Source organism: Bacillus sp. NSP9.1, from assembly GCF_000465465.2.
Classification (GTDB): domain Bacteria; phylum Bacillota; class Bacilli; order Bacillales; family Bacillaceae; genus Bacillus; species Bacillus sonorensis_A.
The window spans coordinates 956,760-981,380 of the sequence record NZ_CP048273.1; the positions used below are offsets into that span (position 1 = coordinate 956,760).

28 protein-coding genes are annotated in these 24,621 nt (G+C 47.0%); 15 read left to right on the forward strand and 13 right to left on the reverse strand.

The features are described from left to right. Positions 1-20: 20 nt before the first annotated feature. Genes liaF through M654_RS04655 form a run of 3 tightly spaced genes read left to right on the forward strand, consistent with a single transcriptional unit; the run spans position 21 to position 2,444 of the window. On the forward strand, positions 21-752 hold the full coding sequence (liaF, locus tag M654_RS04645) for a cell wall-active antibiotics response protein LiaF (RefSeq protein WP_026588714.1): 732 nt from the start codon (positions 21-23) through the stop codon (positions 750-752). Then, the gene (liaS, locus tag M654_RS04650) at positions 749-1,831 is read left to right on the forward strand and encodes a two-component system sensor histidine kinase LiaS (RefSeq protein WP_026588713.1); all 1,083 of its coding nucleotides are present in this window, start codon (positions 749-751) and stop codon (positions 1,829-1,831) included. The genes liaF and liaS overlap by 4 nt, the downstream gene beginning before the upstream one ends. Next, positions 1,809-2,444 (forward strand): two-component system response regulator LiaR, encoded by a 636-nt coding sequence (locus M654_RS04655; RefSeq protein WP_026588712.1) that lies wholly within the window; start codon positions 1,809-1,811, stop codon positions 2,442-2,444. Before liaS ends, M654_RS04655 begins: the two co-directional genes overlap by 23 nt. Positions 2,445-2,480: 36 nt before the next feature. Here the strand turns inward: M654_RS04655 and M654_RS04660 are convergent, their stop codons facing one another. From M654_RS04660 to M654_RS04675, 4 genes are read right to left on the reverse strand one after another with little or no spacing between them, the layout of a single operon-like run. Beyond that, entirely contained in the window at positions 2,481-2,867 is a 387-nt protein-coding gene (locus M654_RS04660) for a hypothetical protein (RefSeq protein WP_026588711.1), read from the reverse strand. A 44-nt stretch (positions 2,868-2,911) separates the two neighbouring features. Next, positions 2,912-4,033, reverse strand: coding sequence for a Ger(x)C family spore germination protein (locus M654_RS04665; RefSeq protein ID WP_026588710.1), 1,122 nt, complete (start codon positions 4,031-4,033; stop codon positions 2,912-2,914). Further along, a complete protein-coding gene (locus M654_RS04670; protein WP_026588709.1) occupies positions 4,030-5,130 on the reverse strand; it encodes an endospore germination permease in 1,101 nt (366 codons plus the stop codon). Before M654_RS04670 ends, M654_RS04665 begins: the two co-directional genes overlap by 4 nt. Further along, positions 5,099-6,541 (reverse strand): spore germination protein, encoded by a 1,443-nt coding sequence (locus M654_RS04675; protein WP_026588708.1) that lies wholly within the window; start codon positions 6,539-6,541, stop codon positions 5,099-5,101. The genes M654_RS04670 and M654_RS04675 overlap by 32 nt, the downstream gene beginning before the upstream one ends. A gap of 126 nt (positions 6,542-6,667) precedes the next feature. Between M654_RS04675 and M654_RS04680 the strand changes: the two genes are divergently transcribed. Then, a complete protein-coding gene (locus M654_RS04680) occupies positions 6,668-6,835 on the forward strand; it encodes a YvzF family protein (protein ID WP_077735545.1) in 168 nt (55 codons plus the stop codon). 80 nt (positions 6,836-6,915) lie between these two features. Beyond that, positions 6,916-8,304 carry a class II fumarate hydratase gene (gene fumC, locus M654_RS04685; protein WP_026588707.1) on the forward strand — a complete coding sequence of 463 codons (1,389 nt, stop codon included), beginning with the start codon at positions 6,916-6,918 and terminating at the stop codon, positions 8,302-8,304. A gap of 47 nt (positions 8,305-8,351) precedes the next feature. Here fumC and M654_RS04690 read toward each other — a convergent pair whose 3' ends face one another. Continuing rightward, entirely contained in the window at positions 8,352-9,245 is an 894-nt protein-coding gene (locus M654_RS04690; protein WP_026588706.1) for a TetR/AcrR family transcriptional regulator, read from the reverse strand. Between the two features lie 186 nt (positions 9,246-9,431). Between M654_RS04690 and spxO the strand changes: the two genes are divergently transcribed. After that, on the forward strand, positions 9,432-9,596 hold the full coding sequence (gene spxO, locus M654_RS23475) for an anti-adapter protein SpxO (RefSeq protein ID WP_179115645.1): 165 nt from the start codon (positions 9,432-9,434) through the stop codon (positions 9,594-9,596). A gap of 23 nt (positions 9,597-9,619) precedes the next feature. Here spxO and M654_RS04695 read toward each other — a convergent pair whose 3' ends face one another. Then, a complete protein-coding gene (locus M654_RS04695) occupies positions 9,620-10,966 on the reverse strand; it encodes a two-component system sensor histidine kinase CssS (RefSeq protein WP_026588705.1) in 1,347 nt (448 codons plus the stop codon). After that, positions 10,963-11,637 carry a response regulator transcription factor gene (locus M654_RS04700; RefSeq protein ID WP_026588704.1) on the reverse strand — a complete coding sequence of 225 codons (675 nt, stop codon included), beginning with the start codon at positions 11,635-11,637 and terminating at the stop codon, positions 10,963-10,965. Before M654_RS04700 ends, M654_RS04695 begins: the two co-directional genes overlap by 4 nt. Positions 11,638-11,880: 243 nt before the next feature. On the opposite strand from M654_RS04700, the gene M654_RS04705 reads away from it, so the two are divergent. After that, on the forward strand, positions 11,881-13,251 hold the full coding sequence (locus M654_RS04705) for a S1C family serine protease (RefSeq protein WP_026588703.1): 1,371 nt from the start codon (positions 11,881-11,883) through the stop codon (positions 13,249-13,251). Positions 13,252-13,567: 316 nt separating this feature from the next. On the opposite strand, the gene M654_RS04710 is transcribed toward M654_RS04705, so the two are convergent. Both M654_RS04710 and M654_RS04715 read right to left on the reverse strand, forming a co-directional pair. Beyond that, a complete protein-coding gene (locus tag M654_RS04710) occupies positions 13,568-14,032 on the reverse strand; it encodes a Dps family protein (RefSeq protein ID WP_026588701.1) in 465 nt (154 codons plus the stop codon). A 79-nt stretch (positions 14,033-14,111) separates the two neighbouring features. Then, positions 14,112-14,969 carry an oxidoreductase gene (locus M654_RS04715; protein ID WP_026588700.1) on the reverse strand — a complete coding sequence of 286 codons (858 nt, stop codon included), beginning with the start codon at positions 14,967-14,969 and terminating at the stop codon, positions 14,112-14,114. A gap of 155 nt (positions 14,970-15,124) precedes the next feature. On the opposite strand from M654_RS04715, the gene M654_RS04720 reads away from it, so the two are divergent. From M654_RS04720 to M654_RS04730, 3 genes are all read left to right on the forward strand, one after another. Next, positions 15,125-16,279: a D-alanyl-D-alanine carboxypeptidase family protein gene (locus M654_RS04720; RefSeq protein ID WP_026588699.1), complete on the forward strand. Its 1,155-nt coding sequence runs from the start codon at positions 15,125-15,127 to the stop codon at positions 16,277-16,279. Positions 16,280-16,387: 108 nt separating this feature from the next. Beyond that, a complete protein-coding gene (locus M654_RS04725) occupies positions 16,388-18,172 on the forward strand; it encodes a M3 family oligoendopeptidase (protein WP_026588698.1) in 1,785 nt (594 codons plus the stop codon). Between the two features lie 81 nt (positions 18,173-18,253). Next, positions 18,254-18,703: a YusW family protein gene (locus M654_RS04730; RefSeq protein ID WP_026588697.1), complete on the forward strand. Its 450-nt coding sequence runs from the start codon at positions 18,254-18,256 to the stop codon at positions 18,701-18,703. A 42-nt stretch (positions 18,704-18,745) separates the two neighbouring features. On the opposite strand, the gene M654_RS04735 is transcribed toward M654_RS04730, so the two are convergent. Beyond that, a complete protein-coding gene (locus M654_RS04735; RefSeq protein ID WP_026588696.1) occupies positions 18,746-19,723 on the reverse strand; it encodes an ABC transporter substrate-binding protein in 978 nt (325 codons plus the stop codon). A gap of 151 nt (positions 19,724-19,874) precedes the next feature. Between M654_RS04735 and M654_RS04740 the strand changes: the two genes are divergently transcribed. Genes M654_RS04740 through M654_RS04760 form a run of 5 tightly spaced genes read left to right on the forward strand, consistent with a single transcriptional unit; the run spans position 19,875 to position 23,749 of the window. Then, positions 19,875-20,876, forward strand: a complete 1,002-nt coding sequence (locus M654_RS04740) for a FecCD family ABC transporter permease (RefSeq protein WP_026588695.1) — start codon at positions 19,875-19,877, stop codon at positions 20,874-20,876. After that, a complete protein-coding gene (locus M654_RS04745; RefSeq protein ID WP_035428471.1) occupies positions 20,873-21,928 on the forward strand; it encodes a FecCD family ABC transporter permease in 1,056 nt (351 codons plus the stop codon). The genes M654_RS04740 and M654_RS04745 overlap by 4 nt, the downstream gene beginning before the upstream one ends. Before the next feature lie 17 nt (positions 21,929-21,945). Further along, positions 21,946-22,764, forward strand: coding sequence for an ABC transporter ATP-binding protein (locus M654_RS04750; RefSeq protein WP_026588693.1), 819 nt, complete (start codon positions 21,946-21,948; stop codon positions 22,762-22,764). Continuing rightward, on the forward strand, positions 22,757-23,506 hold the full coding sequence (locus M654_RS04755) for an IucA/IucC family C-terminal-domain containing protein (protein ID WP_026588692.1): 750 nt from the start codon (positions 22,757-22,759) through the stop codon (positions 23,504-23,506). The genes M654_RS04750 and M654_RS04755 overlap by 8 nt, the downstream gene beginning before the upstream one ends. Beyond that, on the forward strand, positions 23,507-23,749 hold the full coding sequence (locus tag M654_RS04760) for a YusU family protein (RefSeq protein ID WP_026588691.1): 243 nt from the start codon (positions 23,507-23,509) through the stop codon (positions 23,747-23,749). Positions 23,750-23,785: 36 nt separating this feature from the next. Here the strand turns inward: M654_RS04760 and M654_RS04765 are convergent, their stop codons facing one another. From M654_RS04765 to M654_RS04775, 3 genes are read right to left on the reverse strand one after another with little or no spacing between them, the layout of a single operon-like run. Beyond that, positions 23,786-24,130 (reverse strand): spore coat protein, encoded by a 345-nt coding sequence (locus tag M654_RS04765; RefSeq protein WP_026588690.1) that lies wholly within the window; start codon positions 24,128-24,130, stop codon positions 23,786-23,788. An 11-nt stretch (positions 24,131-24,141) separates the two neighbouring features. Next, positions 24,142-24,393, reverse strand: coding sequence for a hypothetical protein (locus tag M654_RS04770; RefSeq protein WP_026588689.1), 252 nt, complete (start codon positions 24,391-24,393; stop codon positions 24,142-24,144). 47 nt (positions 24,394-24,440) lie between these two features. Then, positions 24,441-24,602: a YuzL family protein gene (locus M654_RS04775; RefSeq protein WP_081692872.1), complete on the reverse strand. Its 162-nt coding sequence runs from the start codon at positions 24,600-24,602 to the stop codon at positions 24,441-24,443. Between the last annotated feature and the right edge of the window lie 19 nt (positions 24,603-24,621).

Below are 24,621 nucleotides of genomic sequence, written 5' to 3' on the forward strand. Positions count from 1 at the left end.
GAAAGGGGGCCCGGGTCGGCATGCGTCTTACAAAAAACCAATTGATCGGACTTATCATCGTCTTGTTCGGAATCAGCATATTTTTGCAAAACAGCGGGCTTGGAGACGTTTTATTCTGGCCGCTCGCTTTTCTGTTTGCCGGGTATTTTCTTCATAAATATTCGCGCCGCTGGCTCGGGTCCGTGATGTATATTTTTGCAGGCTTCCTGCTGTTAAAGGATATTTTCAGCATTACATTCAGCCTGTTCGGCTTCTTTTTTGCCGCCTTTTTAATCTATGCGGGATACAGGCTGGTCACAAATCAGCCTGTTTTTGACCGCAGTAAACCGAAAGACCGCCAAGCGCGCGAAACGGACCCGGAACGGTATCGGAAAAAAAAGAACGCAGGCCAGCGCAGCTTTTTTTTCGGTGATGTGAAATTGATGAAAACGCCTTTTGATTTAAATGATTTGAACATATCGGGTTTCATCGGAGATGTGAAAATCGATTTGTCGAAAGCGATCATTTCAGATGAGGATCATACGATCGTGATCACCGGGCTGATGGGGGATGTCGACATTTACATTCCGTCCGACCTCGATGTGTCGATCAGCTCTTCGGTGTTAATCGGCGATGTTGATATTATCGGGGAAAGGCAAAGCGGCATGGGCAACCAAATCTACACCGAGTCGGAGCATTACGAACAATCGGCAAGACGGGTCAAAATCTCGATCTCTCTGTTGATCGGTGATGTGGATGTGCGGTTTATATGAAAACGAACAGGCTTGCAAATATTCAGTGGCGCGCCGTCCGTTTGTCATTGGGGGTCAGCTTTACAGTCTTTATTGCCGTTTTGGGCTTCATGCTCTTCTACTATCAGCTCGACCCGCGAGTGCTCATCGCTTCCAGATGGTTCGGCATTCCGTTTATCGCTCTCCTGCTGTTGATCAGTGCTGCTGTCGGCTTCGCTTCCGGCTACATGTTCGGCAATCAGCTCAAAAAACGGCTCGAAAAACTGATCGAATCGATCATAAGGTACGAAAACGGCAATTTTGCGTATAGGATTCCGTCGCTTGGCGATGATGAAATCGGGCTTGCAGCCGATCAATTGAACGAAATGGCCGTAAGGATCGAAAGGCAGGTCGCCTCTCTGCAAAAGCTGTCCAATGAAAGGGCGGAATGGCAGGAGCAAATGAAAAAAGCCGTTGTCTCAGAAGAGCGCCAGCGGCTGGCGCGGGAATTGCACGATGCGGTAAGTCAGCAGCTGTTCGCGATTTCGATGATGACTTCAGCCGTTCTCGAAGGAGCCGCGGGTGATGAGAAACTCACACAGAGGCTGAAAATGGTCGAAAAAATGGCGGCCGACGCACAAAATGAGATGCGGGCGCTGCTGTTGCACTTAAGGCCGGTTACCCTTGAAGGAAAAGGTTTAACAGAAGGGCTTGCCGACCTTTTGAAAGAGTTTAAAGCGAAACAGTCGATTGATATCGATTGGGAAATCGATGATACCGAAAAGCTCGCGAAGGGTGTCGAAGACCATCTGTTCAGAATTGTCCAAGAAGCGCTTTCCAATGTCTTCAGGCATTCAAAGGCGACCAAAGTGTCCGTCAGGCTCTTGTTCAGAAACAAGCAGCTTCAGCTGAAGGTGATTGACAACGGGGAAGGGTTTCAGATGGACGACGTGAAGACCTCCTCTTACGGGCTCAATTCTATTAAGGAAAGGGCGAGCGAAGTCGGCGGGGTGGCGGAAATTATTTCATTTGCGGGAAAAGGAACACAGGTTGATGTAAAGGTTCCGATCTTTGACCAAGGAAAAGGAGAGACCGAAGGTGATTCGAGTACTGTTAATTGATGATCATGAAATGGTGAGAATGGGGCTGGCTGCTTTTTTGGAATCACAGCCGGACATAGAGGTGATCGGCGAAGCTTCAGATGGCAGGCTCGGCGTCGAGCTGGCGATTGAAAAAAAGCCCGATGTTATTTTGATGGACCTTGTGATGGAAGGGATGGATGGCATTGAGGCGACAAAGGAAATCTGCGGGAAGCTTGACGATCCGAAAATCATCGTTTTGACAAGTTTTATCGATGATGACAAAGTATATCCGGTCATCGAAGCAGGCGCGCTCAGCTATTTGCTGAAAACGTCGAAAGCGAGTGAAATCGCCGATGCCATCAGAGCGGCGAGCATAGGCGAACCAAAGCTGGAAGCAAAGGTAGCCGGAAAAGTGCTGTCAAAGCTGAGACATTCGTCAGGGGAACAGCCGTTGCATGAATCGCTGACAGCGAGGGAACTTGAAATCCTCAAGCTTGTGGCGGAAGGAAAAACAAATAAAGATATTGCCGAAGAATTATTCATTACGATTAAAACCGTCAAAACCCATGTCACCAATATCCTTTCCAAGCTTGAGGTCGATGACCGTACACAAGCCGCCGTCTATGCGCACCGAAACAAGCTCGTTCAGTAAAAAAAGCCAAAAAACAGCTTTCTGATGAAAGCCGTTTCAGCCGTTCCAATATTTCCGGTCATCAGCTGCGGGCAAAGTGAAAGATTCTGCCTCAGCGGTTTGAACGGGTTCTGCTGCGGTCTCGTTTTTTTGATGATCATGTTTGCCCGTGATATCGCTTGTCTTGCAAATGAGATCGAGCCGTTCGGCGAGAGCGGTGTTGTTTTTTTCCTGCAAATCAATCAGCTTGCTGATGCCGAGCAAAATAAAGCCGCCGATGACGGAAAAAACCGGTGTGGAGAGATACGAACCAATCGTGAAGAACAGCATCGACTGCGAATCCTCCATATACGGGTCATAAAGGACGTCATTGATAATAAAACCGGACAAAATAATTGCCGCCGCAATCATTACAATCCCTGTTACCTGCAATATCCGCTTCAAGCTACATCACCCTTTCACACCCATTCTATCAAAAAATTCTGCGCCTATCTCACCTTCGCCGCCCCTTTTGTTCCAAAGTCCTGGATGGTGGCTTTGATATGATAGTCGATATCGGCTTTTGTGAAGTAGTGATCCCAATTGTGTTTTTCTTTTTTCCATCTTTTCGGATATTGGATTCTGACATAGTCGGAAAAATCGGTGACATCTGCTTTGATATCGCGCTGCAAGCGGTTGATGAGAGTCCTGACTCTTTTTTCAATATCTTTTTGAATGGAACGTTCAATGGCTTTAATATAATCGGGATTAAAAGAATCCTCGCCTTTATACCAGTCTTCAGACAATCTTCCTTTAATATCGGAATGAACATCAAACTGATATCTTCCGTTTTTTCTCGTTGTTTGAACGCGGTGTGTCATCGAAAACACTTCAAAGGAAAACAAATGCCCTTTGTGTCTCGCATCAATGACGCCGCCTGTCACTTTCCCCGTCAACAAATTCAAAGCCATAATTTCTTCCGGAGAAATATTGGCGATCGGCCTGTTATTTTTGAGAATGGCCCCGCCGCCCATCTGCAGCTCACCCTTTATCGCGGTAATCTTTGGCATGATAAAAGACAAGCCCTTCTGCATGTTAATTGAAATGTCCCCCAATGTGACCGGCTCAAGCAATTTAATCGTCGACTGCCTGTTCTGTGAGACGTTGTGTATCACTTCTGAAGCGGGATCCCCTGCATCATCGATTTTCAAAAAAGGACCGGCTTCTCCTGATGTCATATAGACTTCACTGCTTCTTCTGAGGCTGTTGTCACGGATGAACTGGTTGACTATGGCGTCTAAAGAAATCTCCGATACGAGATCCTCCGAGAACAGAATAACCTGCAGGTGCTGTGAGAAAACCGGGAAGTTTTTCAAAGCGGTCGACCGGATCGTTTGATGGACCGTATCTCCGGAGGTGGATACAACCTTGGTCGGATCTTGGGCGTTGCCGGGTTGGCCGATTTTTTTGGGAACGAGAAACTGAAATGTCATCTTCACTTTTTTGTCGTCTTCGCCTTTGTCCATCGCAAGGCCGATGGCAATGCTGAGCTCTTCGATCTGCCTGCTGTCCCAGCAGCCTGTCAAAAGGAGAGTCAGGGACAGCACGGCTAACAATCCCTTTTGTCTCACGAAGCTTTAAACCTCCTTTTAGCGGAAACGATGATAAACATGAGAAGCGGAAGCACGCAGAAAACGACGATAAAGACATAACCTAAATTATCGCTGAAAACGGAGACATCATTGACGTCTTTCGGCAAAAGGGATGCCAGGTAAGCAGCGGCGCCGATGAAAAATACGTTTTTTTTGACGGGCCATCCGAATACATGTTCAAGCCCTGACGCGGCAAAGTAGGTATAGACGACAAACGTGGAGAAAAACTGAATCGTCCAGATGACGAGCAAAAAAGATTCGAATCGTTCGATGAAAATACCTCTGATTTCAAATGATTGAAATAAAGAAATCGTCGGCCAGGTCATCGTCATCACTTCAGTTGCGGTCAGCGCGCCTACGACTACGGTGAACGTCAGCACATATAAAATAAGCGGGATGCCGAAGCCGATGGCGGTGGCTCTGAACAGCTTTTCTTTGTTTTTAATATACTTTGGCAGAAACAGCATGGTCTCGACGCCTAAAAATGAAATGGAGACAACTGTCAAAGCGCTTGTGACCGAGCCGAATCCCAAACCGAGAATAGGCCTTAAATTGTTGATTTGAAACATATTCAGGCTCAGACCGTAGACGACAAGCAGAACAACGAGCGTGATCGACAGAAAAAACGGGAAAATCTTTGACATGTCGCTGATGCCGCCGACAACCATATAGATCGCGCAAATCACGAACGCGAAAATCGTCACACCCATCGGGGTGAATTGAAGCAGGAAAAATTTGACCATCTCAGCCATCGCTCGCGCTTCAAAGCTTGCCACTGCAAAAAAATACAAAACGATCATTAGGTTCAATAGATTCCCGATGATGAAGCCGCAGCCTTCTTTCGTATAATCAAAAAAGGTGAGGACGTTGTGTTTTTTGACGATTTTGGCGTTCAAATAAATGATCAAAATAAAAACAATTCCTTCCAAAGCCAAAACGATCCAGCCGTCAGGGGAGACCGTTTTTTGCGTGAGTGACCTTGGAAGCGTCAAGAGTCCCGCGCCAAGCATCGTGCTTGTGATAATAGAAGCGGCTTCATATGTGCTAATCCGATCGTGCTGATTTTTTTGCCCCATTTTGATGACTCACCTCACGATTCTTTGTCGGTAAACGAATGATCGCTTCATCCGAATGTTTTAAGCTGAAAAAATGGTTGGGATTAAAATACGGGATGCCAAAGCTTCGCTGCCTCACCAAATGGGTGAAGATCACCATCATCCATAAAATGATCCCGTACAGTCCGAACACGGCAGCGACAATCATGGAAATAAAGCGCAGCACCCGAAACGACAGCCCCATCCCATATTGAGGAACCGTGAATGAAGCAAGAGCGATGATGCTGACGATGATCACCATGACCGAGCTGACAATATTCGCTTGAACGGCCGCCTGACCGATGACCACGCCTCCGACTAAACCGATCGTCTGGCCGAGCGGGTTTGGAAGTCTTAAACCCGCTTCCCTTAAAAGCTCAATCGTCACTTCCATAATCAGCGCTTCAAGCAGCGGAGGAAACGGAACATTTTCCCGCGTGCTGGCAATGGTTACAGCAAGAGCGGTCGGCAGCATCCCCTGGTGAAATGAAACGAGGGATATATAAAAAGCCGATAAAAACAAGGTGATAAAAATCGAGCTGAACCTTAAAAACCTGATCAGGGTCGTGGCGATCCACCGCTCGTAATAATCGTCCGGAGACTGCATCACCATGCCGAACGATGCCGGAACGATCAAAGCAAACGGCGAATAATCGACAAAGATGGCGATCCGACCGTTGAACAGTGCGGACGATACTTTATCAGGTCTTTCTGTGTTTTGAATCTGCGGAAACGGTGAAAACTTGTTGTCTTCAATCAGTTCTTCAAGCACACCCGAATCTTGAATGTCATCAAGCTGAACCTTTTTCAAACGCTTTTTCAGATCGGTGATGATCGCCTTGTCCGCTTTGCCGTTTATATATAAAATGGTTGCGTGTTTCAGCTTGCTTTTACCGATCGGCATCTTCTCAACGATCAAATCCTGATCAGGAACGCGCTGCCTGATGAGCGCCACATTTGTCTCCACGTCTTCGATAAAGCCGACTTTCGGCCCTCTGACGACATTTTCTGTATTGACCTCTCCGAGGCTTCTTTTCTTTTTTGCAAATGTCGGCAGCGAAAAAACGGTATTCATGCCGTTTACCAACAGGAGGCACTTTCCTTGAAAAATCGCGTTTATCGCATCTTTTTCCTTGCGGATGGGCTCGGCGTTCAGTTTGTTTAAGCGGAGGCGGACGTCTTCCAGTGTGAGAGAACTTCCATCAGTGCACAGCGTTTTGGCGGCTTTCTGAATTTTGGTGTCATCATTCAGTTCGCGAAAATACAAAAAATAGAAAATGATGCCGCTGTCCAGCATTTTTTTGTTTTGAACGAGGTCATCGTTTTGCTCGAGATGAGGAAGAAGCAAACTGAGATTTTCGTGGATATGATCCTTAAACTCCGACTGATTCATGCTGTCACCTGCCTTGCTCGTTTCTGATGATGGATATAGGTTATCTTTTCCTGTTAAAAAAACAATATACTGTGTTACAGTAGTGTTTGGTGAAATTTTCATTGAACAGAGACGGAGTGAGAAGAGTTGGCGCAGATCAGGCTTACGGGGAAGTCGGAGGAGATTGAACGCATTATCCAATCTTTTTCAAAGCATTATGACGTATCATACGTTTCAAAGGAATACGGAAGGACAAATCCGAAATATAAATATGCAAAAGATTCGCGAGTTTATATTGAGCTAAAATTAAAATAAAGCTAAAATTTAAATAAGAGGGTTTTTGCAAAATGTATCGAAATAAGATGAATGCAGACTATAGAAGGAAGGGATACATAGTGGATTACAGAATTGAAAAAGATACGATGGGTGAAGTCAAAGTTCCCGCTGATAAGTTTTGGGGGGCGCAAACCCAGCGAAGCAAGGAGAACTTTAAAATCGGTTCTGAGAAAATGCCGCAGGAAATTGTGTATGCGTTTGCAATTTTAAAAAGAAGCGCAGCCATCGCCAATGAAAAGCTCGGAAATCTCGAAGCGGAAAAGGCCGAAGCCATCGTGTCCGTTTGCGACGACATTTTGAAAGGCAAATATGACAGCCATTTCCCTCTTGTTGTCTGGCAGACCGGAAGCGGTACGCAAAGCAACATGAATATGAATGAAGTCGTCGCCAACAGAGGTACGGCCTATCTTGAGGAAAAAGGGTCAAGCCTGAAAATCCACCCGAACGATGATGTCAACCGCAGCCAAAGCTCAAACGACACCTTCCCGACAGCGATGCACGTCGCAGCGGTTCTGGCGATTTACGAAAAGCTTGTTCCGGCGATTGACCGCTTAAGAAACACGCTGAATGAAAAGGCGGAAAGCTATCAGGATGTCGTCAAAATCGGCCGCACCCACCTGCAGGATGCGACACCTCTTACACTGGGACAGGAGATCAGCGGCTGGGTGTATATGCTTGACCGCTCTAAGGAAATGATTCTGGAAGCGACCGAGAAAATCCGCGAACTTGCCATCGGAGGCACGGCGGTTGGAACAGGGATCAACGCCCATCCGGAATTCGGCAGCAAGGTTGCCGAAGAAATCAGCAGCCTGACCGGGCAGACTTTCAGAAGCTCGCCGAACAAATTCCACGCGCTGACAAGCCATGATGAGCTGACACACGTGCATGGCGCTCTTAAAGCGCTTGCAGCCGACCTGATGAAAATCGCCAATGATGTCAGATGGCTGGCGAGCGGACCGCGCTGCGGAATCGGCGAGCTGATCATTCCTGAAAATGAACCGGGAAGCTCCATTATGCCGGGCAAAGTAAACCCTACACAAAGCGAAGCCTTGACAATGGTCGCCTCCCAAATCATGGGGAATGACGCAACGATCGGCTTTGCGGCAAGTCAGGGGAATTTTGAATTGAATGTCTTCAAGCCGGTGATCATTTATAATTTCCTGCAATCGGTTCAGCTCCTCGCCGACGGCATGAATTCATTCCACGACAAATGCGCCGTGGGCATTGAACCGAATCAGGAGACAATCGATAAGAACCTGACGAACTCTCTGATGCTTGTCACCGCTTTAAATCCGCATATCGGCTATGAAAATGCGGCGAAGATCGCGAAGCTGGCTCATAAAGAGGGATTGACCCTGAAAGAAGCGGCGCTTAAACTGAATCTGTTAACAGAAGAACAGTTTGATGAGGTCGTGAAACCTGAAGAAATGGTAAAACCGAAAGCATAGCAAAAAAACGGCTGCACATTGCGGCCGTTTTTTTATAGCTATAGCGGTTAAAGGAGCCGCTGATCATTCGTTTCCGGTTTTTTTCTGAGCAATTCGGCGAGTTTGACCGCTTCTTTTTGCAGCGCTTCGTATTCCTTTATATTATACAGCATGCCTTTAATGATCGCGTTTCTAGGCTTTTGTTTCCGCAGCTCTTTGTCCAAAATACCGAGGCTTTCAGTCAGATCGGAAGGCGGGGCCCCTTGATAGCGCTTGTCTGCTTTGATCCGCATTTCTTTGAGCAGGGCTTCTTTGAGCGGATCGAACGTATAGAAAGGCCCGAACCACTTGTCAGCTTCTTCGATGGAAATGAGCGGCATTTCGTTTCGCTTCATGATTCCTTCGGCCAAGTCGTCAAGACGGTTCAGCAGATGGTCTGCGAGAAGGTGAAGATCAATAGAATGGTGCAGCAAAATCATCAATTCAAGATATACGTCGCTCATTCCGTTGATCATAAAGCAGAGTTCGGCGCTGTACGGTTCAATATCTTTGCCGTAAATTTGGCGGATGTTTTCCATATGGAGCTTAAGCGTTGTCGTCCGCATTTTTTTGGCGAAAGATTCAATCTCTTCATTGATCGGCAGCGAGCGTTCATTGAACTGCATGGTGATGAATTCTTTATGCTCAAGAATATTTTCAAAAAATACGGCGAGCTGTTTCCGGTAGACGTCCCGTGGATTGTCATTTTCCGTTTGAATTTTTTGGATTCGGGTAAATATTTTATCGTAGTAATAATGAAGCACTGAAAGGAGAAGCGCTTCTTTTGATTTGAAATAGATATAGAAAGCGCCTTTTGAGATTTGGCATTCCTTTGCAATTTCCTGTACCGATGTAGAACTATACCCTTTTTTGGCAAATAGCTTAATCGCTGTTTCGATTATGACTCTCTCTTTTTCTCTCACGACCTTCACCTTCCTGAAAGGTTAACATTTCAAGTTTTTTAGGCTGCACCCGCTGACTGCGGGGTCACCTCTATTGTCCCGTCATAATTTTAACTAGATTGTAACTTGTTTTTTTGTTTGATATTATTTATATTATAAAGTAAGGTGACCGAGTGGTCAAAATTTGCGGAGAAAGGGTGAATATTGATGAAAGAAATCGATGAAATGATCAGCCGCCTGCGCAGCAGGGGAATCAAAGTGGACAAAGTCAAATACCCCAAACACATGCTGTCGGAAAAGAAATGGCTGAAAAAGCAAAAGAAAGCGATCAAACCGAACTACCGCGATTTCAACGGCTATTCGTTTATATAAAAAAAGACTGCAGCGTCTACAGTCTATTTTTTAGGAACGGATATCGTGTAACAAACACCTGTTTCATCATTTCGAATGGTCATATCAGCTTGATGAAGAGTCAAAATTCGTTTGACGATGCTGAGCCCAATGCCAAATTCGCCTTTCTTCCCTTTATTAAAAGGCTCGTACAGGCTGGAAAGCATCTCTTCTTCAATGTGGGGACCGTCATTTTTGATGATGATCATCGTATATGTTTTCGCAGATTTCACGCTGATTTCGATACGTGTTTCCGCATAGCGGATCTGGTTTTCAAGAACGTTTTCCATCAGCTTGCTCCATTGTTCTTGATCGCCTGTCAACATTGTTTCCTCTTCAAAATCAACCTTCCAGATCAGTTCTTTTTTAGACCATCTCAAGCGTTCAACAACTTCTTTTATCACCTTTTGTATATCAAACGTTCCGTATTGTCTTTCCTGTCTCAGCAAATAATCGAGCTTTGTGAGGTACAAGAGGTCTTTGATTTTCTTTTCCAGCTTTTCAGCTTCACCTTCGATAACATGAATCGTGTTTTCCAAATCGCCTTTCGGATAAATGCCGTCTTTGATTGACTGGGTATATCCGCGGATCACCATGACGGGCGTTTTCAGATCGTGGGAGATGTTTTGCAGGAGCGTCCGCTCTGTCTCATCCTTTTGAATCAGTTTCTGGCGCATATCCTCAATGGTATGTCCGAGCTTTCCGATTTCATCCTCCCTGTCGACGATGACCGGATCGTCCCAATCCTGTTTTGAAATCCGTTTGACATGCTTTTCCAGCGTCACAAGCGGCCTTGATAAATACTTTGCCAGCCAAATCGATGGTATCCAGCTTAGCAAAATGACGACGATCAAAATAAACAGAAGCTGTTTGAACAGGGTATATGATAAGTCATCCCTGTAGGAATCAAGCGCATATGACAATAATAGAAACGTCTCATCCTGGGTCCTGAATTTTTTGAGCACAAAGAAAACATGCTTGCCATTGACATTTTCTGAATATCTCTTTGAAGATGCCGTCTGTTTTTTACCCAGTTTTTGCACTTTCTTGATAAACGAATCCGGCAAAATCTGCGGACTTTGGTAGACCGTCCCGTTTTCGGGCAGCAGAACATGCTGTACATAGCGGTTCGTGCTTCGCGAGCCATTGCCTCCGCCAAATTCCCTTTCGGGTGAATCGGAAAATCCGTATTCCGTCAGGACGTGCTGCTCATTTTCAATGTTTGTATAAATCTCATCTGTGAAAAAGTTTCGTAACGTCGATGAAAATAAGAATATAAGGAAAATCGAGACGGTTAATAAAATTCCGCAAATGACCGCCCAGATTTGAAATGCGAGCGATTTATTTTTCATGATTTCAACATCCTGTATCCAAACCCGTAGATCGTCTCCACTTTGAGTTCAGGCATTTTTTTGCGCAGTCTTCTGACAAGGTCGTCCACAACCCGGTCTGTCCCAAAGTAATCATCTCCCCAGACGCTGGTGAGAATATCCTCTCTTGAAAAGGCGCGGCCCTGGTTGTTCATAAAGAGGAGCAGAAGGTCGAATTCCTTTGATGTCAGATTAATCATCATGTCCTTTTCATAGACTTCCCTCAGATCCTCGAAGACTTCATAGACGGAAACAGCCGTTCCTTTTTTCTTTGCGGACGGGTCTTCTTTATATATAAGCTTGAGAAGCTTCTGAACGCGGATGATCAATTCGCGCGGAAGAAACGGCTTGGAAATATAATCGCTGCTGCCGAGTTCCAGACCGAGCACCCTGTCGATATCCGCATCCCGTGCGGAAATAAAGATGACGGGAACATCGGGATCTTCATTTTTTATTTCTTTTATTAGCGTATAGCCGTCGATATCTGGTAACATAATATCGAGAATCCATAAATGAGGTGACTGGCCGATTTTTTGCCTGGCGCTTTCACCATTCAGAAAAGAAGTGACGTGCCAGCCTTCGCTTTCTAAATATTTTGTCAGCAATTCATTTAAATTCTCTTCATCTTCAACTAGATAAATGGTGTATGACAAGGTCGGTTCACATCCTTTCTACGTCATTATACTAGTTTTAACACACGTCTGGTCAATTTTCATAATTTCACATATTCTTTTCATTTTTATCCCATAATGTTTCGATAAGATGCTTAACAGGGAAGAAAGGAATTTGCATGAAATGAAACATATACGGCCGGTATCTCTTTTTTTTTGTGAGTGTTAAAGCTTTCTGCCATTTGCGAACGTTGAAGACAAGAAAAATAAAGGAAGTGTACGCTTATGGACTTTAGACGCGATGACGAGCAAAAAAATGAACATGAACAGCCTCAGCAAGAAGAGGCAAAGATACCGCAAACAGCGGGTTCTGAGGAACAAGGCAGAAGCCTGCCGGCAAACGAACCCGAATTGATTTTACAAAAGGATGCGGATGAAGAGCCGGATCCTGCTCATGAGGAAACAGCCGCAGCCCTTGAACAGGGCAGGGAAGCGAGAACAGCAAAAGAAAAGCGGCGCAAGGCATCATGGCTCAGTCCGATTTTGGGAGGCATCATCGGCGGCGGACTGGTATTGGGGATTTCACCGTATCTGCCGGCCGATCATCAAGATGATGCAGCAGGTGGCAAACAGACGGTGCCGAAACAATCGCAGAACTTTACGACAAAGCCTGTGACAGACGCCAACAATGTTGCCGATATGGTGGAAGACTTGGAGCCGACGATTGTCGGAGTCTCCAATATTCAAGCCAGCTTCGGCTTTTCCGAGGATGATGTTGAAGAAAGCGGGACAGGGTCCGGCGTCATCTTTAAAAAAGACGGCGATAAAGCCTATATCATTACAAACAACCATGTTGTTGAAGGAGCAACAAAGGTTACGATTTCTTTATACAACGGGAAAACGACCGATGCCAAGATCATCGGCAGTGATGCGCTGACCGATTTGGCAGTTTTGCAGATCAGCAGCAAAAACGTTGAAAAGGTTGCAAGTTTCGGAGATTCTTCAAAACTGCGGGCAGGCGAGAAAGTGATCGCGATCGGAAACCCTCTCGGCCTTCAATTTTCACGAACGGTCACAGAGGGGATCATCAGCGGTGTCAACCGGACGATCGAAGTCTCCACATCTGAGGGCAATTGGGATATGAACGTCCTTCAGACGGATGCGGCGATCAACCCGGGCAACAGCGGCGGGCCGCTGATCAACTCCAGCGGCCAGGTCATCGGCATCAACAGCCTGAAGATCAGTCAGACCGGCGTCGAGTCGCTTGGCTTTGCCATCCCGAGCAATGATGTACAGCCGATTGTCGATGAGCTGTTGCAAAAAGGAAAAGTGGAACGGCCGTTCCTGGGCGTTCAAATGATCGATATGCAGCAGGTTCCTGAACAATATCAGACGAATACGCTGGGTCTCTTTGGAGATCAGCTCAATACCGGTGTGTATATTGATAAAGTGTCGCCGAATTCGCCTGCAGACAAAGCCGGAATGAAGGCGGGCGATGTCGTCATCAAAATGAACGGAACAAAAGTTGAAACGACTTCCGATCTCAGAAAAATTCTTTATACGGAAACAAAAGCGGGAGAGACCGCCACATTTGAAGTGCTGAGAAAAGGCAAGGAAAAAACGCTGAAAGCGAAGCTTACGAAAAGTAAATCATAAATAAAAAAGCCATGGCGCGTGCCATGGCTTTTTTGCGTGCCGACTTTGATATCGGCATCAGAGCGTTTTTTAAAACATTTGAAAGCCATGGCAATCTGCCACGGCTTCAGCGTGTCGACAAACCCTCGCATTCGTTGTCAGGCCTGCGCGTCGGTGCTCACGAATTGCAACATTCGCTGTGCTCCGATGCTCGGCCTTCCTAGACTGCAAGGGTTGAGGGTCACGCTGAAAGGATGACAAAATCCCAAAACTAAAAGCCATTTTGGGATTTTGTCAACAATCTGAAGCCATGGCAATCTGCCACGGCTTCTGTATATTACTCGCCCAAAAATGAAGAAAGCATCCAAATTTGCTTATCAATTTCCTCTGTTAAGGCGATATAAAGGTCAGCGGTAGAATGGTCTGATTTATCTTCGGCAAGTTCAATGGTATGCTGAATTTCCGTCCGGATTTGCCGGTAGTCGCTGATCAGTGATGATACCATATCAGATGCTGTTTCTTCTGAACCGGAATCAGAGATGGTGCCGTGATCAAGATATTCTTTCATGGTTGAAAGCGGACGCCCGCCGATGGCAAGCAGCCTTTCCGCGATGACATCGGCTGTTTCAGCGGCGTGATTGTAGAGCTCTTCAAATTTTTCATGCAAGGTAAAGAAGTGCGGTCCTTTTACATACCAATGGAAGCGGTGAAGCTTCGTGTAGAGGATGAACCAGTTTGACAAATTTGTATTCATTGAGTTTTCAAGTACAGGATTTTGTTGTTTTAGTTGTTGTGTGATCATGTAAAATTTCCTCCTCGTGTTTTTCATTTGTTAATTATATTATAACAAATATAAAATTAAAATCAATACTAAATTATAATTATTTTAAATAACCTGATTTAAACAGATTTTTGCCGACCGCCCACTCCCATATCCGCCATGGCAGCAATGCGTGGCAGAAAATCAGCAGGCCTACGCCTTTGCCGATCGGATAGCGCAGCTTTTTAAGCCGCTTTTTTTGCGCGAGACGGCTGATCAATCGGGCCACTTCTTCGGGATTTCCGTATTGCCTGCGGTTTTTTGCAATGAAGTCCGAGATTTGGGCAAAGTATCCGGCGTATGGAGAACCCGCATCAGGGACAGTTACCTGTCCGGCTAAAGAAGTGTCCCAGATCGCCGTCTTATAGGAGCCCGGCTCGATGACGGCCACATCGATTCCGAATGGGCGCAGCTCGAGGCGAAGGCTTTCTGAGAATCCTTCGACGGCATGTTTTGAAGAGGCGTAAGGCGAAAAAGCGGGAAAAGCGATTCGTCCGCTGATGCTGCTGATATTGATGATCTTGGCGCCGCCGTTTTTCTTCATATAAGGAAGAACGGCTTGAGTGACGGCGATTAATCCGAACACATTCGTTTCATACTGTTTTCTGTACTGCTCTAGAGGCAGCTCTTCGGCAAAGCCCCCGTAAGCTGTCCCCGCATTATTGACGAGAAGGTCAACGGCTCCGTAACCTTTAAGTTTTTCAGAGAATGATGAAATGGAATGCTCTTTTGTGACGTCAAGCGCTGTGACGGTAATCGAAGCTTCAGCGCCAAGCTCGGCGATGCGTTTTTGCAATGCTGCCGCTTTTTCCGGCTGCCTCGCCGTTGCGATCACAAAATGGGTTTCGGCAAGCTTTAATGCGGTCAATAAACCAAAGCCGCTGCTGGCTCCCGTTACGATTGCGGTTTTGTCTTTCAAAGCGTTTCCTCCGTTCCTATTTTGACATGTTGACAAATTGTTCTTGCCAGAGGATTGATAACATTGATAGAATTTAGAAAGTGCTAAAAGACCTATTTTTCAGAAAAAGTCTGCTGATTCACGCAGCAGTTTGATATTAAAGGCAGGGTGACACGATGAAAACGAAAATACATCTCCTCTTCTGCATTGTACTATGCTCGACCATGTTTTTTCATGGTTCGGCTAAAGCAGGGGAAAAAAAGAAGCCGCGTATTCAAAGCGTTTCCGCTATATTGATTGACGCGAAATCGGGACAGGTGATATATGAAAAAAACGGCGGCAAAAAAATGTATCCCGCCAGCATTACAAAAATTGCGACAGCGATTTATGCGATCGAAAAAGGAAATCTGAAAGATCGTGTGAAAGTCAGCAAAAGAGCGGCTGATACGGAAGGGACAAGCGTTTACCTGGAAGAAGGGGAAACGGTGCCCTTAAAACGGCTGCTTCAAGGGCTGCTGATGAATTCCGGCAATGATGCCGGAACGGCGATTGCTGAACATGTAAGCGGCAGTGTTGAACGGTTTGCCGACGACTTGAACGCGTTTGTCGCAGAGCGTGCGGGAGCCAAAGATACGCATTTCACAAATCCCCACGGACTGTTTGACAAGGATCATTACACGACGGCCTCAGACATGGCGAAAATAACGGAATATGCGATGAGAAACAAGACCTTCCGTGACATTTTTTCACAGAAGCAAATGGCCTGGCACGGCGAGACCTGGGACACGACATTGAAAAACCATCATCGCATGCTGATCGGAGAAATTCCTTATCAAGGGATAACCGGCGGCAAAAACGGATATGTGGATGAATCGAAGCACACCCTTGTCACAACGGCGTCGCGGGGAAGCCTGGATTTGATCGCCGTTGTGATGAAAGCAGACCATCAAAACATGATGTACAAGGATACAAAAGCGCTTTTGGATGAAGGGTTTAACGGGTTTGAAACAGCCGCATATAAAAAGGGAAGCCGGTTTGCGACCAAGGACGGGACAAGCCTTGAACTGGAACACCCTGTATTTGTCACAAAAAAGAAAGGCGAAGTGCTCAGTGAAAGCCTGGGAAGCGACGGAGTGCTGAAAATCAAAGGGGAGGACGGGAGACTGTTGAAATCCGTTAAGATCGCCGATCCGTCCGTGGAAAACGGCGCGGATCAGGCTGCGGCCGCTCAAGGCGGACCGCAGAATAAAAGCGGGCTATTTTTATTCGCCTTCGGTCTGGTCAGCCTGGCGGCCGCAAGCTATGCCGTCAAACGGCTGCGCCAGCTGTAAAAACATCATAAAAGCGTGCCGGTTGCTCATGGCCCGGCCGCTTTTTTTACCTCAGGAAGGTAAAATTATCTTATAATGGAAACATGACGAACAAGGGGGGTTTTTCAAGTGGCATATCATCATCTCAAGGACACATGGGATCTCGATGTTTTCTTTAAAGGCGGGAGCGATTCTAAAGCCTTTCAGGCATATTTAAAAGAAATCAGCTCACTGCTCTCCACTTTTAAAGAAAAGGCGGAAGCCCTGTATGTATCAAAAACGGAGCTCGGCGCCCTCAAAGAGGCGCTGGCGCTCTTTGAAGAAACCGATGTGAAAATCAGGGAGGCGCAGGCGTATATCGGCTGTCTGCAAGCACAGGACACGACCGATTTAAAGGCGAACGCCCTCAATTTTGAAATCACACAGATGGCTGCAGAGTTTCAAAAGGTGTTGACCGTTTTAGACAGCAAGCTTGCTGACGTTTCAAACGAAGACTGGAAAACGATTCTGAAGGATGAAGAGCTTTCGGCTATCGCCTATATTTTGAATGAAAGGCGAACACGGGTAACCGAAAAGCTCGGCACCGAACAGGAGTCATTGATTCAAGGGCTGTCTGTCGACGGATACCATGCCTGGGGGGATCTGTACAACAGCATCATCAATCAAATTCAAATTCCGTATGAAGAAGATGGGGAAACGAAAATTCTGTCTGTCGGACAAGCGCAAAATCTGACGTCCAAACCTGACCGGAAGATCCGCAGCTCCGTATTTGAAAACCTTGATCATGGCTGGAAGCAGCACGCCGATTTATTAAGCAGCACCCTGAATCACCTGGCGGGCTTCAGACTGAACGTATATAAGGCAAGGGACTGGGACAGTGTCCTGAAGGAGCCGCTTGACGTCAACCGGATGAAGCAGGAAACCCTTGATGTGATGTGGGAGGTCATTATCGATCATAAACAGCCGTTTGCCGACTACCTTTTGCGGAAAGCGTCTCTTTTTGGTTTGGATCGGTTGAGCTGGTATGATGTCGATGCTCCAATCGGCTCTGCCGCAAAGGAATATTCGTATCATGAAGCGGCCGGTTTTATCACCAGCCAGTTTGACAAGTTTGGCAAAAAGCTGTCCGCATTTACGGAAAAGGCGTTCAAGGACAGATGGATTGAAGCGGAAGACAGGGGAGGCAAACGTCCAGGCGGCTTTTGCGCCAACTTCCCTGACAGCGGTCAATCGAGGATATTTATGACATTCGCCGGCAGTCCGTCGAATGTATCGACACTTGCGCACGAGCTCGGCCATGCTTTTCACCAGGAAACCATCCTTGGCGAAAGGCCGCTGAACAGGGCGTATGCGATGAATGTGGCGGAAACGGCTTCAACATTCGCGGAAATGATCGTGGCCGATGCCGCTTTGAAAGAAGCTGATTCAGATGAGGAAAAGCTCGTTCTTCTGGAAGACAAAGTACAGCGGAGCGTCGCTTTCTTTATGAACATCCATGCGAGATTTTTATTTGAAACCCGCTTTTATGAGGAACGCAAAAAGGGGGTCGTCTCTGTCGACAAGCTGAATGAGCTGATGGAAGAAGCGCAAAAAGAAGCGTTTTGCGGGGCGCTTGGGGAATACCATCCTTATTTCTGGGCTTCCAAGCTCCATTTTTACATTACATCTGTGCCGTTTTACAATTTTCCTTACACGTTCGGCTACTTGTTTTCGCTCGGTATTTATGCACAGGCTTTGAAAGAAGGGCGCGCGTTTGAGGAAAAATATATCGCGCTTTTAAAAGATACAGCCTCCATGACGGTTGAAGATCTGGCGATGAAGCATCTCGGCGCTGATTTGACACAGCGGGGCTTTTGGGAAGACGCCATTCAGCTGGCTGTCCGGGATGCGGAAGCATTTTTAGCGCTGACTTAAAAAGTGAGGTTCCTCCTGTTTGCATGAGTTTACGGCAAACTGGACATAGCTAATAATAATGTCCATATAGGAGTGAACTGTATGAACGTTTTTCGGATCGCCTGTTTTCTTGTGTCCGTCGTCTTGTTAAACGGGTGTCAGTCCGTTGCCGAACAGCAGGCGGAAGGCGAGGAAACAATCGGAAAGGACGCCCCTGTTGCGGATGTAAACAGCATTCCCTTTGACCGGTTTGTGTTAAAGGTGAGCTACGGTGACGGCAAACATAATACATTTGAAGCAAGCTACGCAAAACAAGAGCGGGAAGAAGCTGAAATCATCGACAGGCTGAACGATCTGGATCGCGAGGGAGAAGAAGCGCTGAACGAAATGAAGATGGTGTTGAGCGAGCTATCAATCGCCAAATCCGATTCGCAGTCAGACGTCATCCGCCATGTGCTGGAAGCCTTTAATCTGGATGAAGGATATGACCGGTTTCAGCTGCAGGTTAAATGGCCTGACGGAACGGCAAAACGGTATACCGGAAAATCATAAAGGAGCATTTCCAAGGCGGAAATGCTCCTTTTTTACTGTGATTTAAGATTTCAAAAAGTATTTTTCGATATCATCAAGAAACAGGTAAGCCGCTTTTACACCGCCTGCCGTCGTCCAGATGGCATCATCGACTTCATGCGCGTTTCCGGATTTCACTGCTTTTAGCTTTTTCCAAAGCGGATCGCTTGTCCAATCGTTTTGCCATGTTTCTGCATCTTTTTTGCTTTCCGCAGGTTTATATGTGAAATAGAACAGAACATCTCCGTCCATCTCAGGAATCGATTCCTTGTTTTCCGTCATAAAAGCAAACTTGTCGTCTTGTTTTGCAAACAGCTTTTCCTGTTTTTCAGGGAACTTGAAGCCGATTTGCTGCAAAATGATCCCCGGGAATGAATCTTTATAATAAATTCTTGATTGGCCGGCCATAAATCTGACAACTGAGACTCGTTTCTTCTTTTGATCACCGAGTTTATCGCTTAATTCGCTGACCTTTTTATCGAAATCTTCTAAAATTTCTTTGCCCTTTTCTTCTCTGTTTACCGCTTTTGCATAGAGGGAAAAGTTGTCCTTCCATTCGCCGCGGAGCGTTTCAGAGAAAACGGTCGGAGCGATTTTCTCCAGCTTGTCGTAGATTTTTTCTTGCCTCATTTTATTGCCGATGATTAAATCAGGCTTCAATTCGGCAATCGCCTCAATATTCGGCTCGCCTTCAAGGCCGACCACTTTGACGCCTTTCATGTCGTCTTTAATATGATGATACCAAGGGTCGCCTGTCCAGGATTTGACTGCGCCCACAGGCTTAATTCCCAATTTCAGCAGCGCTTCTGTTCCTTCATTTGTCAGTACGACAACCCTTTTTGGATTGGCCGGGACCTGATCCTCTGTACCCATAGCGTGTTTAACGGTTATCGTCTTTTTATTGTCTGCACCGTTTGAAGAGTCTTCATTACCGGCGCTGCAGGCCGCAAGAAGTGAAATCGCTAACATAGCGATGAAACCAAGCATTGTCCATTTTTTCATGTTTGTCCTCCCAAAGAATGTTGTTGTTCATCATGATCATAATTTTCAGCAGGAATTTTGTCAATTGTTAATTGAAAATGATTTTCAAGATCATTGATATCTGATACAATAACCGTAGATGTTTCCAGTCAGACTAGGAGAATTTTAATCTATGCTCTTAAGAACGAATAAATATAGAACAATCGTACTACTGTCCTTTATTTTGCTTCTGATTGCCGCACTTTGCGCAAGTGTCGTATACGGCTATACGAATACGTCGTGGTCGATGGCCTATAAGGCGTTCACCGATTTCAGCGGATCCAATGAACATCTTGTGCTTAGAAACGTGCGTTTACCGCGCGCGCTGATTGCCGCAACTGTGGGGGCTTCCCTCGGGGTTGCCGGGGCATTGATGCAAGCGATGACTAAAAATCCCCTGGCTGAGCCCGGTATATTCGGTGTCAACGCAGGAGCCGGCTTTTTTGTTGTCTGCTCTCTGTTTTTCTTTCATGTCGGCTCGCTTCAGGTGATCGCCTGGATCTCATTTTTGGGCGCTGCCGTTACCGCTTTAATCGTCTATTTTGTCGGTTCCCTTGGCAGGGAAGGCTTGACTCCGGTGAAGCTGACGCTTGCGGGGGCGGCGATGTCAGCAATGTTTTCATCGCTGACTCAAGGGTTGCTTTCAGTTAATGAGGCGGCGCTCGAACAGGCGCTGTTTTGGCTCGCCGGCTCTGTCCAGGGACGCGACCTGAGCCTTTTGACGACCGTCCTCCCGTATATCGTTCCGGCATTCATCATCAGCTTTCTGCTTGGATCAAAAATCAATGTCTTAACGATGGGGGAAGATGTGGCCAAAAGCCTCGGCCAGAAAACATGGCTGATCAAAGCGCTGATGGCGTTGGCGATTATCCTGCTGGCCGGCGGTTCCGTCGCTGTTGCCGGGCCGATCGTCTTCGTCGGGCTTGTCATACCGCATTTTGCGAAATATATCGTCGGCAACGATCACCGCTGGATCCTTCCGTATTGTGCCGTGCTGGGCGCAATATTGCTTGTCGTCGCTGATATCGGCGCCAGATACCTGATTATGCCTGAAGAGGTGCCGGTCGGCGTCATGACGGCCATCATCGGAACACCCCTCTTTGTGTATGTTGCGAGAAGGGGGTTCCAAAATTGAAAAATTATCGCAAACTGAGGATTGGAAAAGGAAGCATTTCATTTTTAATCGGACGAAAGGCGCTTTTTTCATTCATCATCTTGGCGCTGCTGACAGCTTGTGCAATCGTCTTTAGCGCCGGTATCGGCGAGCGTTTTATTTCTCCGGGGACAGTCGCGAAAACATTTTTCGGAATGGGAGATCCGGCGGATGAGCTGATCATCATGTCCTTCAGAATGCCGCGGATTTTGGTGGCTTTGTTTGCGGGAATCTGTCTGGCGGCAGCCGGCTCGATCCTGCAAGGGCTCATCCGCAACCCGCTTGCTTCCCCCGACATCATCGGTGTGACGGGCGGGGCATCTGTCGCTGTTGTCTTGTTTTTAATGCTGTTTTCAGATAAAAGCAATGCGCTGATCGTCAGCATCAGCTGGCTCCCTGTCGCCGCATTTGTCGGCGCGGCGCTTGCCGGAATGATCGTCTATTTTCTGTCCTATAAAAACGGCGCCTCAACCTTTCGGCTCGTGCTGATCGGGATTGGTTTTTCAATGCTTGCCAAGTCCTTGACGACATTGTTTATGATCAAAGGGCCGATATACAGAACATCTCAGGCAAACGTTTGGATTACCGGATCAGTATATGGTTCCAACTGGCAGGATGTGAATATTTTAATCCCGGTTGCGCTCATCCTCCTGCTGATTTGTGTCATCACCGCCAGAAACATCAATATTCAGACGCTTGGGGAGGAGCTTGCGACAGGTGTGGGAAGCTCTGTTCAGCGGAATCGCTTTTTGCTCCTGCTTTTGAGCACGGCTTTTGCCGGAATCGCCGTCGCGTTTTCAGGAACGGTCGGGTTTGTCGGGCTGATGGCTCCGCATATCGCAAGGAGGCTTGTCGGTTCGTCGTTCGGCGCGCTGTTGCCGGTGGCTGCGCTGATTGGAGGATTGCTCGTGCTGATCGCCGATATCATCGGGAGAACGCTTTTTGCACCAGTTGAAGTGCCTGCGGGCGTTTTCACCGCTGCCATCGGCGCCCCGTACTTTATCTACTTGCTGTATAAAAGCAGAAACCAATAAAAGGAGAGATTTCATTTATGAGTGCCATTTCAACAGAAACGTTAAGCTTAGGTTATGGAGAAACAATCATTATTGATGAGTTAAACTTAACGATCCCAAAAGGTGAAATCACCGTGTTTATCGGCAGCAATGGCTGCGGTAAATCGACTCTCCTTCGGTCTCTCGCACGTTTGATGAAGCCAAAGGGCGGTTCAGTGCTTCTTGAAGGCAGCTCCATCGCCAAGCTGCCGACGAAAGAAGTTGCGAAGGGGCTTGCCATTCTGCCCCAAGGTCCGACTGCACCCGAAGGCTTGACGGTTCTCCAGCTCGTCAAGCAGGGGCGGTATCCATATCAAAACTGGCTCAAGCAATGGTCGGCTGAAGATGAAGAAGCCGTAAACAAGGCTTTGAAGGCGACAAGGATGGAAGAGCTTGCCGAGCGCACGGTCGATTCATTGTCCGGCGGCCAGCGCCAGCGCGCCTGGATTGCGATGACGCTTGCACAGGAAACGGATATCATTTTATTGGATGAACCGACAACATACTTGGATATGACCCATCAAATCGAAATTCTGGATCTCCTGTTTGAATTGAATGAACACGAAAAACGCACGATTGTCATGGTGCTTCATGATTTAAATCTCGCTTGCCGCTATGCCCATCACCTGGTGGCCATTAAAGATAAGCAGATTTACGCGGAAGGCCGGCCGGAATCGATTATCAACTGCCGGCTTGTTCAGGACGTTTTTGAGATGGATTGCGAAGTGACGAAAGATCCGCTTTTCGGAACGCCGCACTGCATTCCATACGGCAGAGGAAGATGTATCGTACAGCAGGTGGCTGAGTCCCATGCTTAATCTGAACAAAGAGGAGCTTGAGTCATTGCTTCGTTTTCGCTTGGGAACGAAGCAGACCGGCTCCTCATTGTCTGTCAAAGGCAGCCAGCTATTAGATGAGGATTTTTTAGGGAGCTATGTGCAAGATATAAAAGACCGGCTCAACGCCCCGAATCCAAAAGTCGCCGCTTCCATGATCATCAAGCGCTGCGGTATGCTGGCGGCCCTCCATTTCTACCTGTTTACCGTTTACGGAAAGCGCTTGCCAACCGAGGCTTCCTCCGTATCATGGGAAATTGATCCCGATGATGAAGGATGGTTGCCTTCGTTTTATTTTGCCGAGGGAGCAGAGCCTGCGGGGGAAAACCGCAGAAATGCGCTTCAAACACTAACGGAAGACATCTTCAGGAATCATATCGGCCGATTGATCGCTTCCTGCCGCAAAGCATGCTCGATTTCAAAGCATATCCTCTGGGAAAACATTGCGATTTACCTGTATTGGATGTATGAAACGCTTCAGACTGAGACCGCGGATTCAAACGTGAAGGAACGGGCCGCCTCGGATTTTCATTTTCTTTTATATGAAGCACATCCCGACCTTTTTGAAGAGGGCGCTGCAGAAAACCCGCTGAACAGGTTTTACCCCGGCCGCGATGTGAAAGATCGGACACGGGCTACCTGCTGCTTATATTACACGACGGACAAAAGCGGCCGCAAATGCAGCACATGCCCGACAAATAAGCGGAAAGAAAGGGTGTCATGAGTGGAAAAACTCGAGCAGCAGCTGGACGGACTCGTTGAAAAGTATACGGAGCTGCTTTTGGGGGAAACGAATGAAGAGCTGAAAGAACAGGTGAAGATGTGGATCATCTATACCCATATCGCCAAAAGCATGCCGCCGCTCGCCAAGCATTGGAATGCAGCATATCCAGACGCAAAGCGCGACATCAAAGAAGTCATCCAAAGCATCAAAAAAATGAATGAAGCCCACCGCGCCGAAAAATAAGCAGAGATTTGGAGCAATCTCTGCTTGGTTTTCGCTTTATCGGTTTTGCTGGTAAGGCGACTGGTTTTGAAGTGTGGATTGAAACTGCTGATACGACTGCGCGATTTTCTGTTGCTCTTCGGGCTCCACTTTGTACCAGCCGTTTTGAAACATGAGCTGATACAGCCTTCTTTGGCTGTTTTGCGCTTCGTTGAACAGCGGCTGAATCGCCTGGTACAGCGACTCATGGCTCAATTCGTTCAGCGCTGTGGAATATGAGGCCGTCATATACTTTTCAGTTGTTAACAGCTCATTGACGAAATCCCTGTCATTCATCGCGCTCGTATTAGGCACTGGTGTTTCCTGATTGCCGATTTTCTGCTGGTTTTGCTGCTGATTCATTTCATTTCCTCCTATTGCATGTATGCCGACGGATTTTGCGCTTGATTGTTCCTGAGCTGCTCTAAAATCACTCCGTAGTGGTGATGATGCATTTGTCCGACGCGGTCAAGCTCTGTTTTAAGCGACATATCTTGGCACTGGTCGGCCAAAAAGCGTGCTTTTTTCATCGCAAGCAAATTCCAGTGCAGCATATCCTGTAAATATAAATGATCCTTTGTCGAAATGACGGGCGGCGGGGTTGTCATTCCCTGTTGATTCTGGATGATAAACGCCTCCTTTTCTCGTTGATATCACGGAAAGTTTCTCTTGTTTAATAATGTTCAGGTCCACCCATGTTGTGCTTTTTGTACTGCTGGTTTTGGCTTGTCCGTTTTCCGCCGGCGTCTTCCTTTTTATAGTCCGGGCCCGCATTTCCTTTCATACTTGCAGCGCTGACTGCCGCCGAGGACGGATTTTTTCGTTCGCGTACCATGCCTTCACCTCCTCTATAT

What these genes read in the sequence shown, in the direction of transcription:
- liaF (WP_026588714.1), top strand. Translation starts at nt 21, where the DNA reads ATGCGTCTTACAAAAAACCAATTGATCGGACTTATCATCGTCTTGTTC.
- liaS (WP_026588713.1), top strand. Translation starts at nt 749, where the DNA reads ATGAAAACGAACAGGCTTGCAAATATTCAGTGGCGCGCCGTCCGTTTG.
- M654_RS04670 (WP_026588709.1), bottom strand. Translation starts at nt 5,130, where the DNA reads ATGGGGCAAAAAAATCAGCACGATCGGATTAGCACATATGAAGCCGCT.
- M654_RS04675 (WP_026588708.1), bottom strand. Translation starts at nt 6,541, where the DNA reads ATGAATCAGTCGGAGTTTAAGGATCATATCCACGAAAATCTCAGTTTG.
- spxO (WP_179115645.1), top strand. Translation starts at nt 9,432, where the DNA reads ATGAAAGAAATCGATGAAATGATCAGCCGCCTGCGCAGCAGGGGAATC.
- M654_RS04695 (WP_026588705.1), bottom strand. Translation starts at nt 10,966, where the DNA reads ATGAAAAATAAATCGCTCGCATTTCAAATCTGGGCGGTCATTTGCGGA.
- M654_RS04705 (WP_026588703.1), top strand. Translation starts at nt 11,881, where the DNA reads ATGGACTTTAGACGCGATGACGAGCAAAAAAATGAACATGAACAGCCT.
- M654_RS04710 (WP_026588701.1), bottom strand. Translation starts at nt 14,032, where the DNA reads ATGATCACACAACAACTAAAACAACAAAATCCTGTACTTGAAAACTCA.
- M654_RS04720 (WP_026588699.1), top strand. Translation starts at nt 15,125, where the DNA reads ATGAAAACGAAAATACATCTCCTCTTCTGCATTGTACTATGCTCGACC.
- M654_RS04730 (WP_026588697.1), top strand. Translation starts at nt 18,254, where the DNA reads ATGAACGTTTTTCGGATCGCCTGTTTTCTTGTGTCCGTCGTCTTGTTA.
- M654_RS04735 (WP_026588696.1), bottom strand. Translation starts at nt 19,723, where the DNA reads ATGAAAAAATGGACAATGCTTGGTTTCATCGCTATGTTAGCGATTTCA.
- M654_RS04740 (WP_026588695.1), top strand. Translation starts at nt 19,875, where the DNA reads ATGCTCTTAAGAACGAATAAATATAGAACAATCGTACTACTGTCCTTT.
- M654_RS04750 (WP_026588693.1), top strand. Translation starts at nt 21,946, where the DNA reads ATGAGTGCCATTTCAACAGAAACGTTAAGCTTAGGTTATGGAGAAACA.
- M654_RS04755 (WP_026588692.1), top strand. Translation starts at nt 22,757, where the DNA reads ATGCTTAATCTGAACAAAGAGGAGCTTGAGTCATTGCTTCGTTTTCGC.
- M654_RS04765 (WP_026588690.1), bottom strand. Translation starts at nt 24,130, where the DNA reads ATGAATCAGCAGCAAAACCAGCAGAAAATCGGCAATCAGGAAACACCA.
- M654_RS04775 (WP_081692872.1), bottom strand. Translation starts at nt 24,602, where the DNA reads ATGGTACGCGAACGAAAAAATCCGTCCTCGGCGGCAGTCAGCGCTGCA.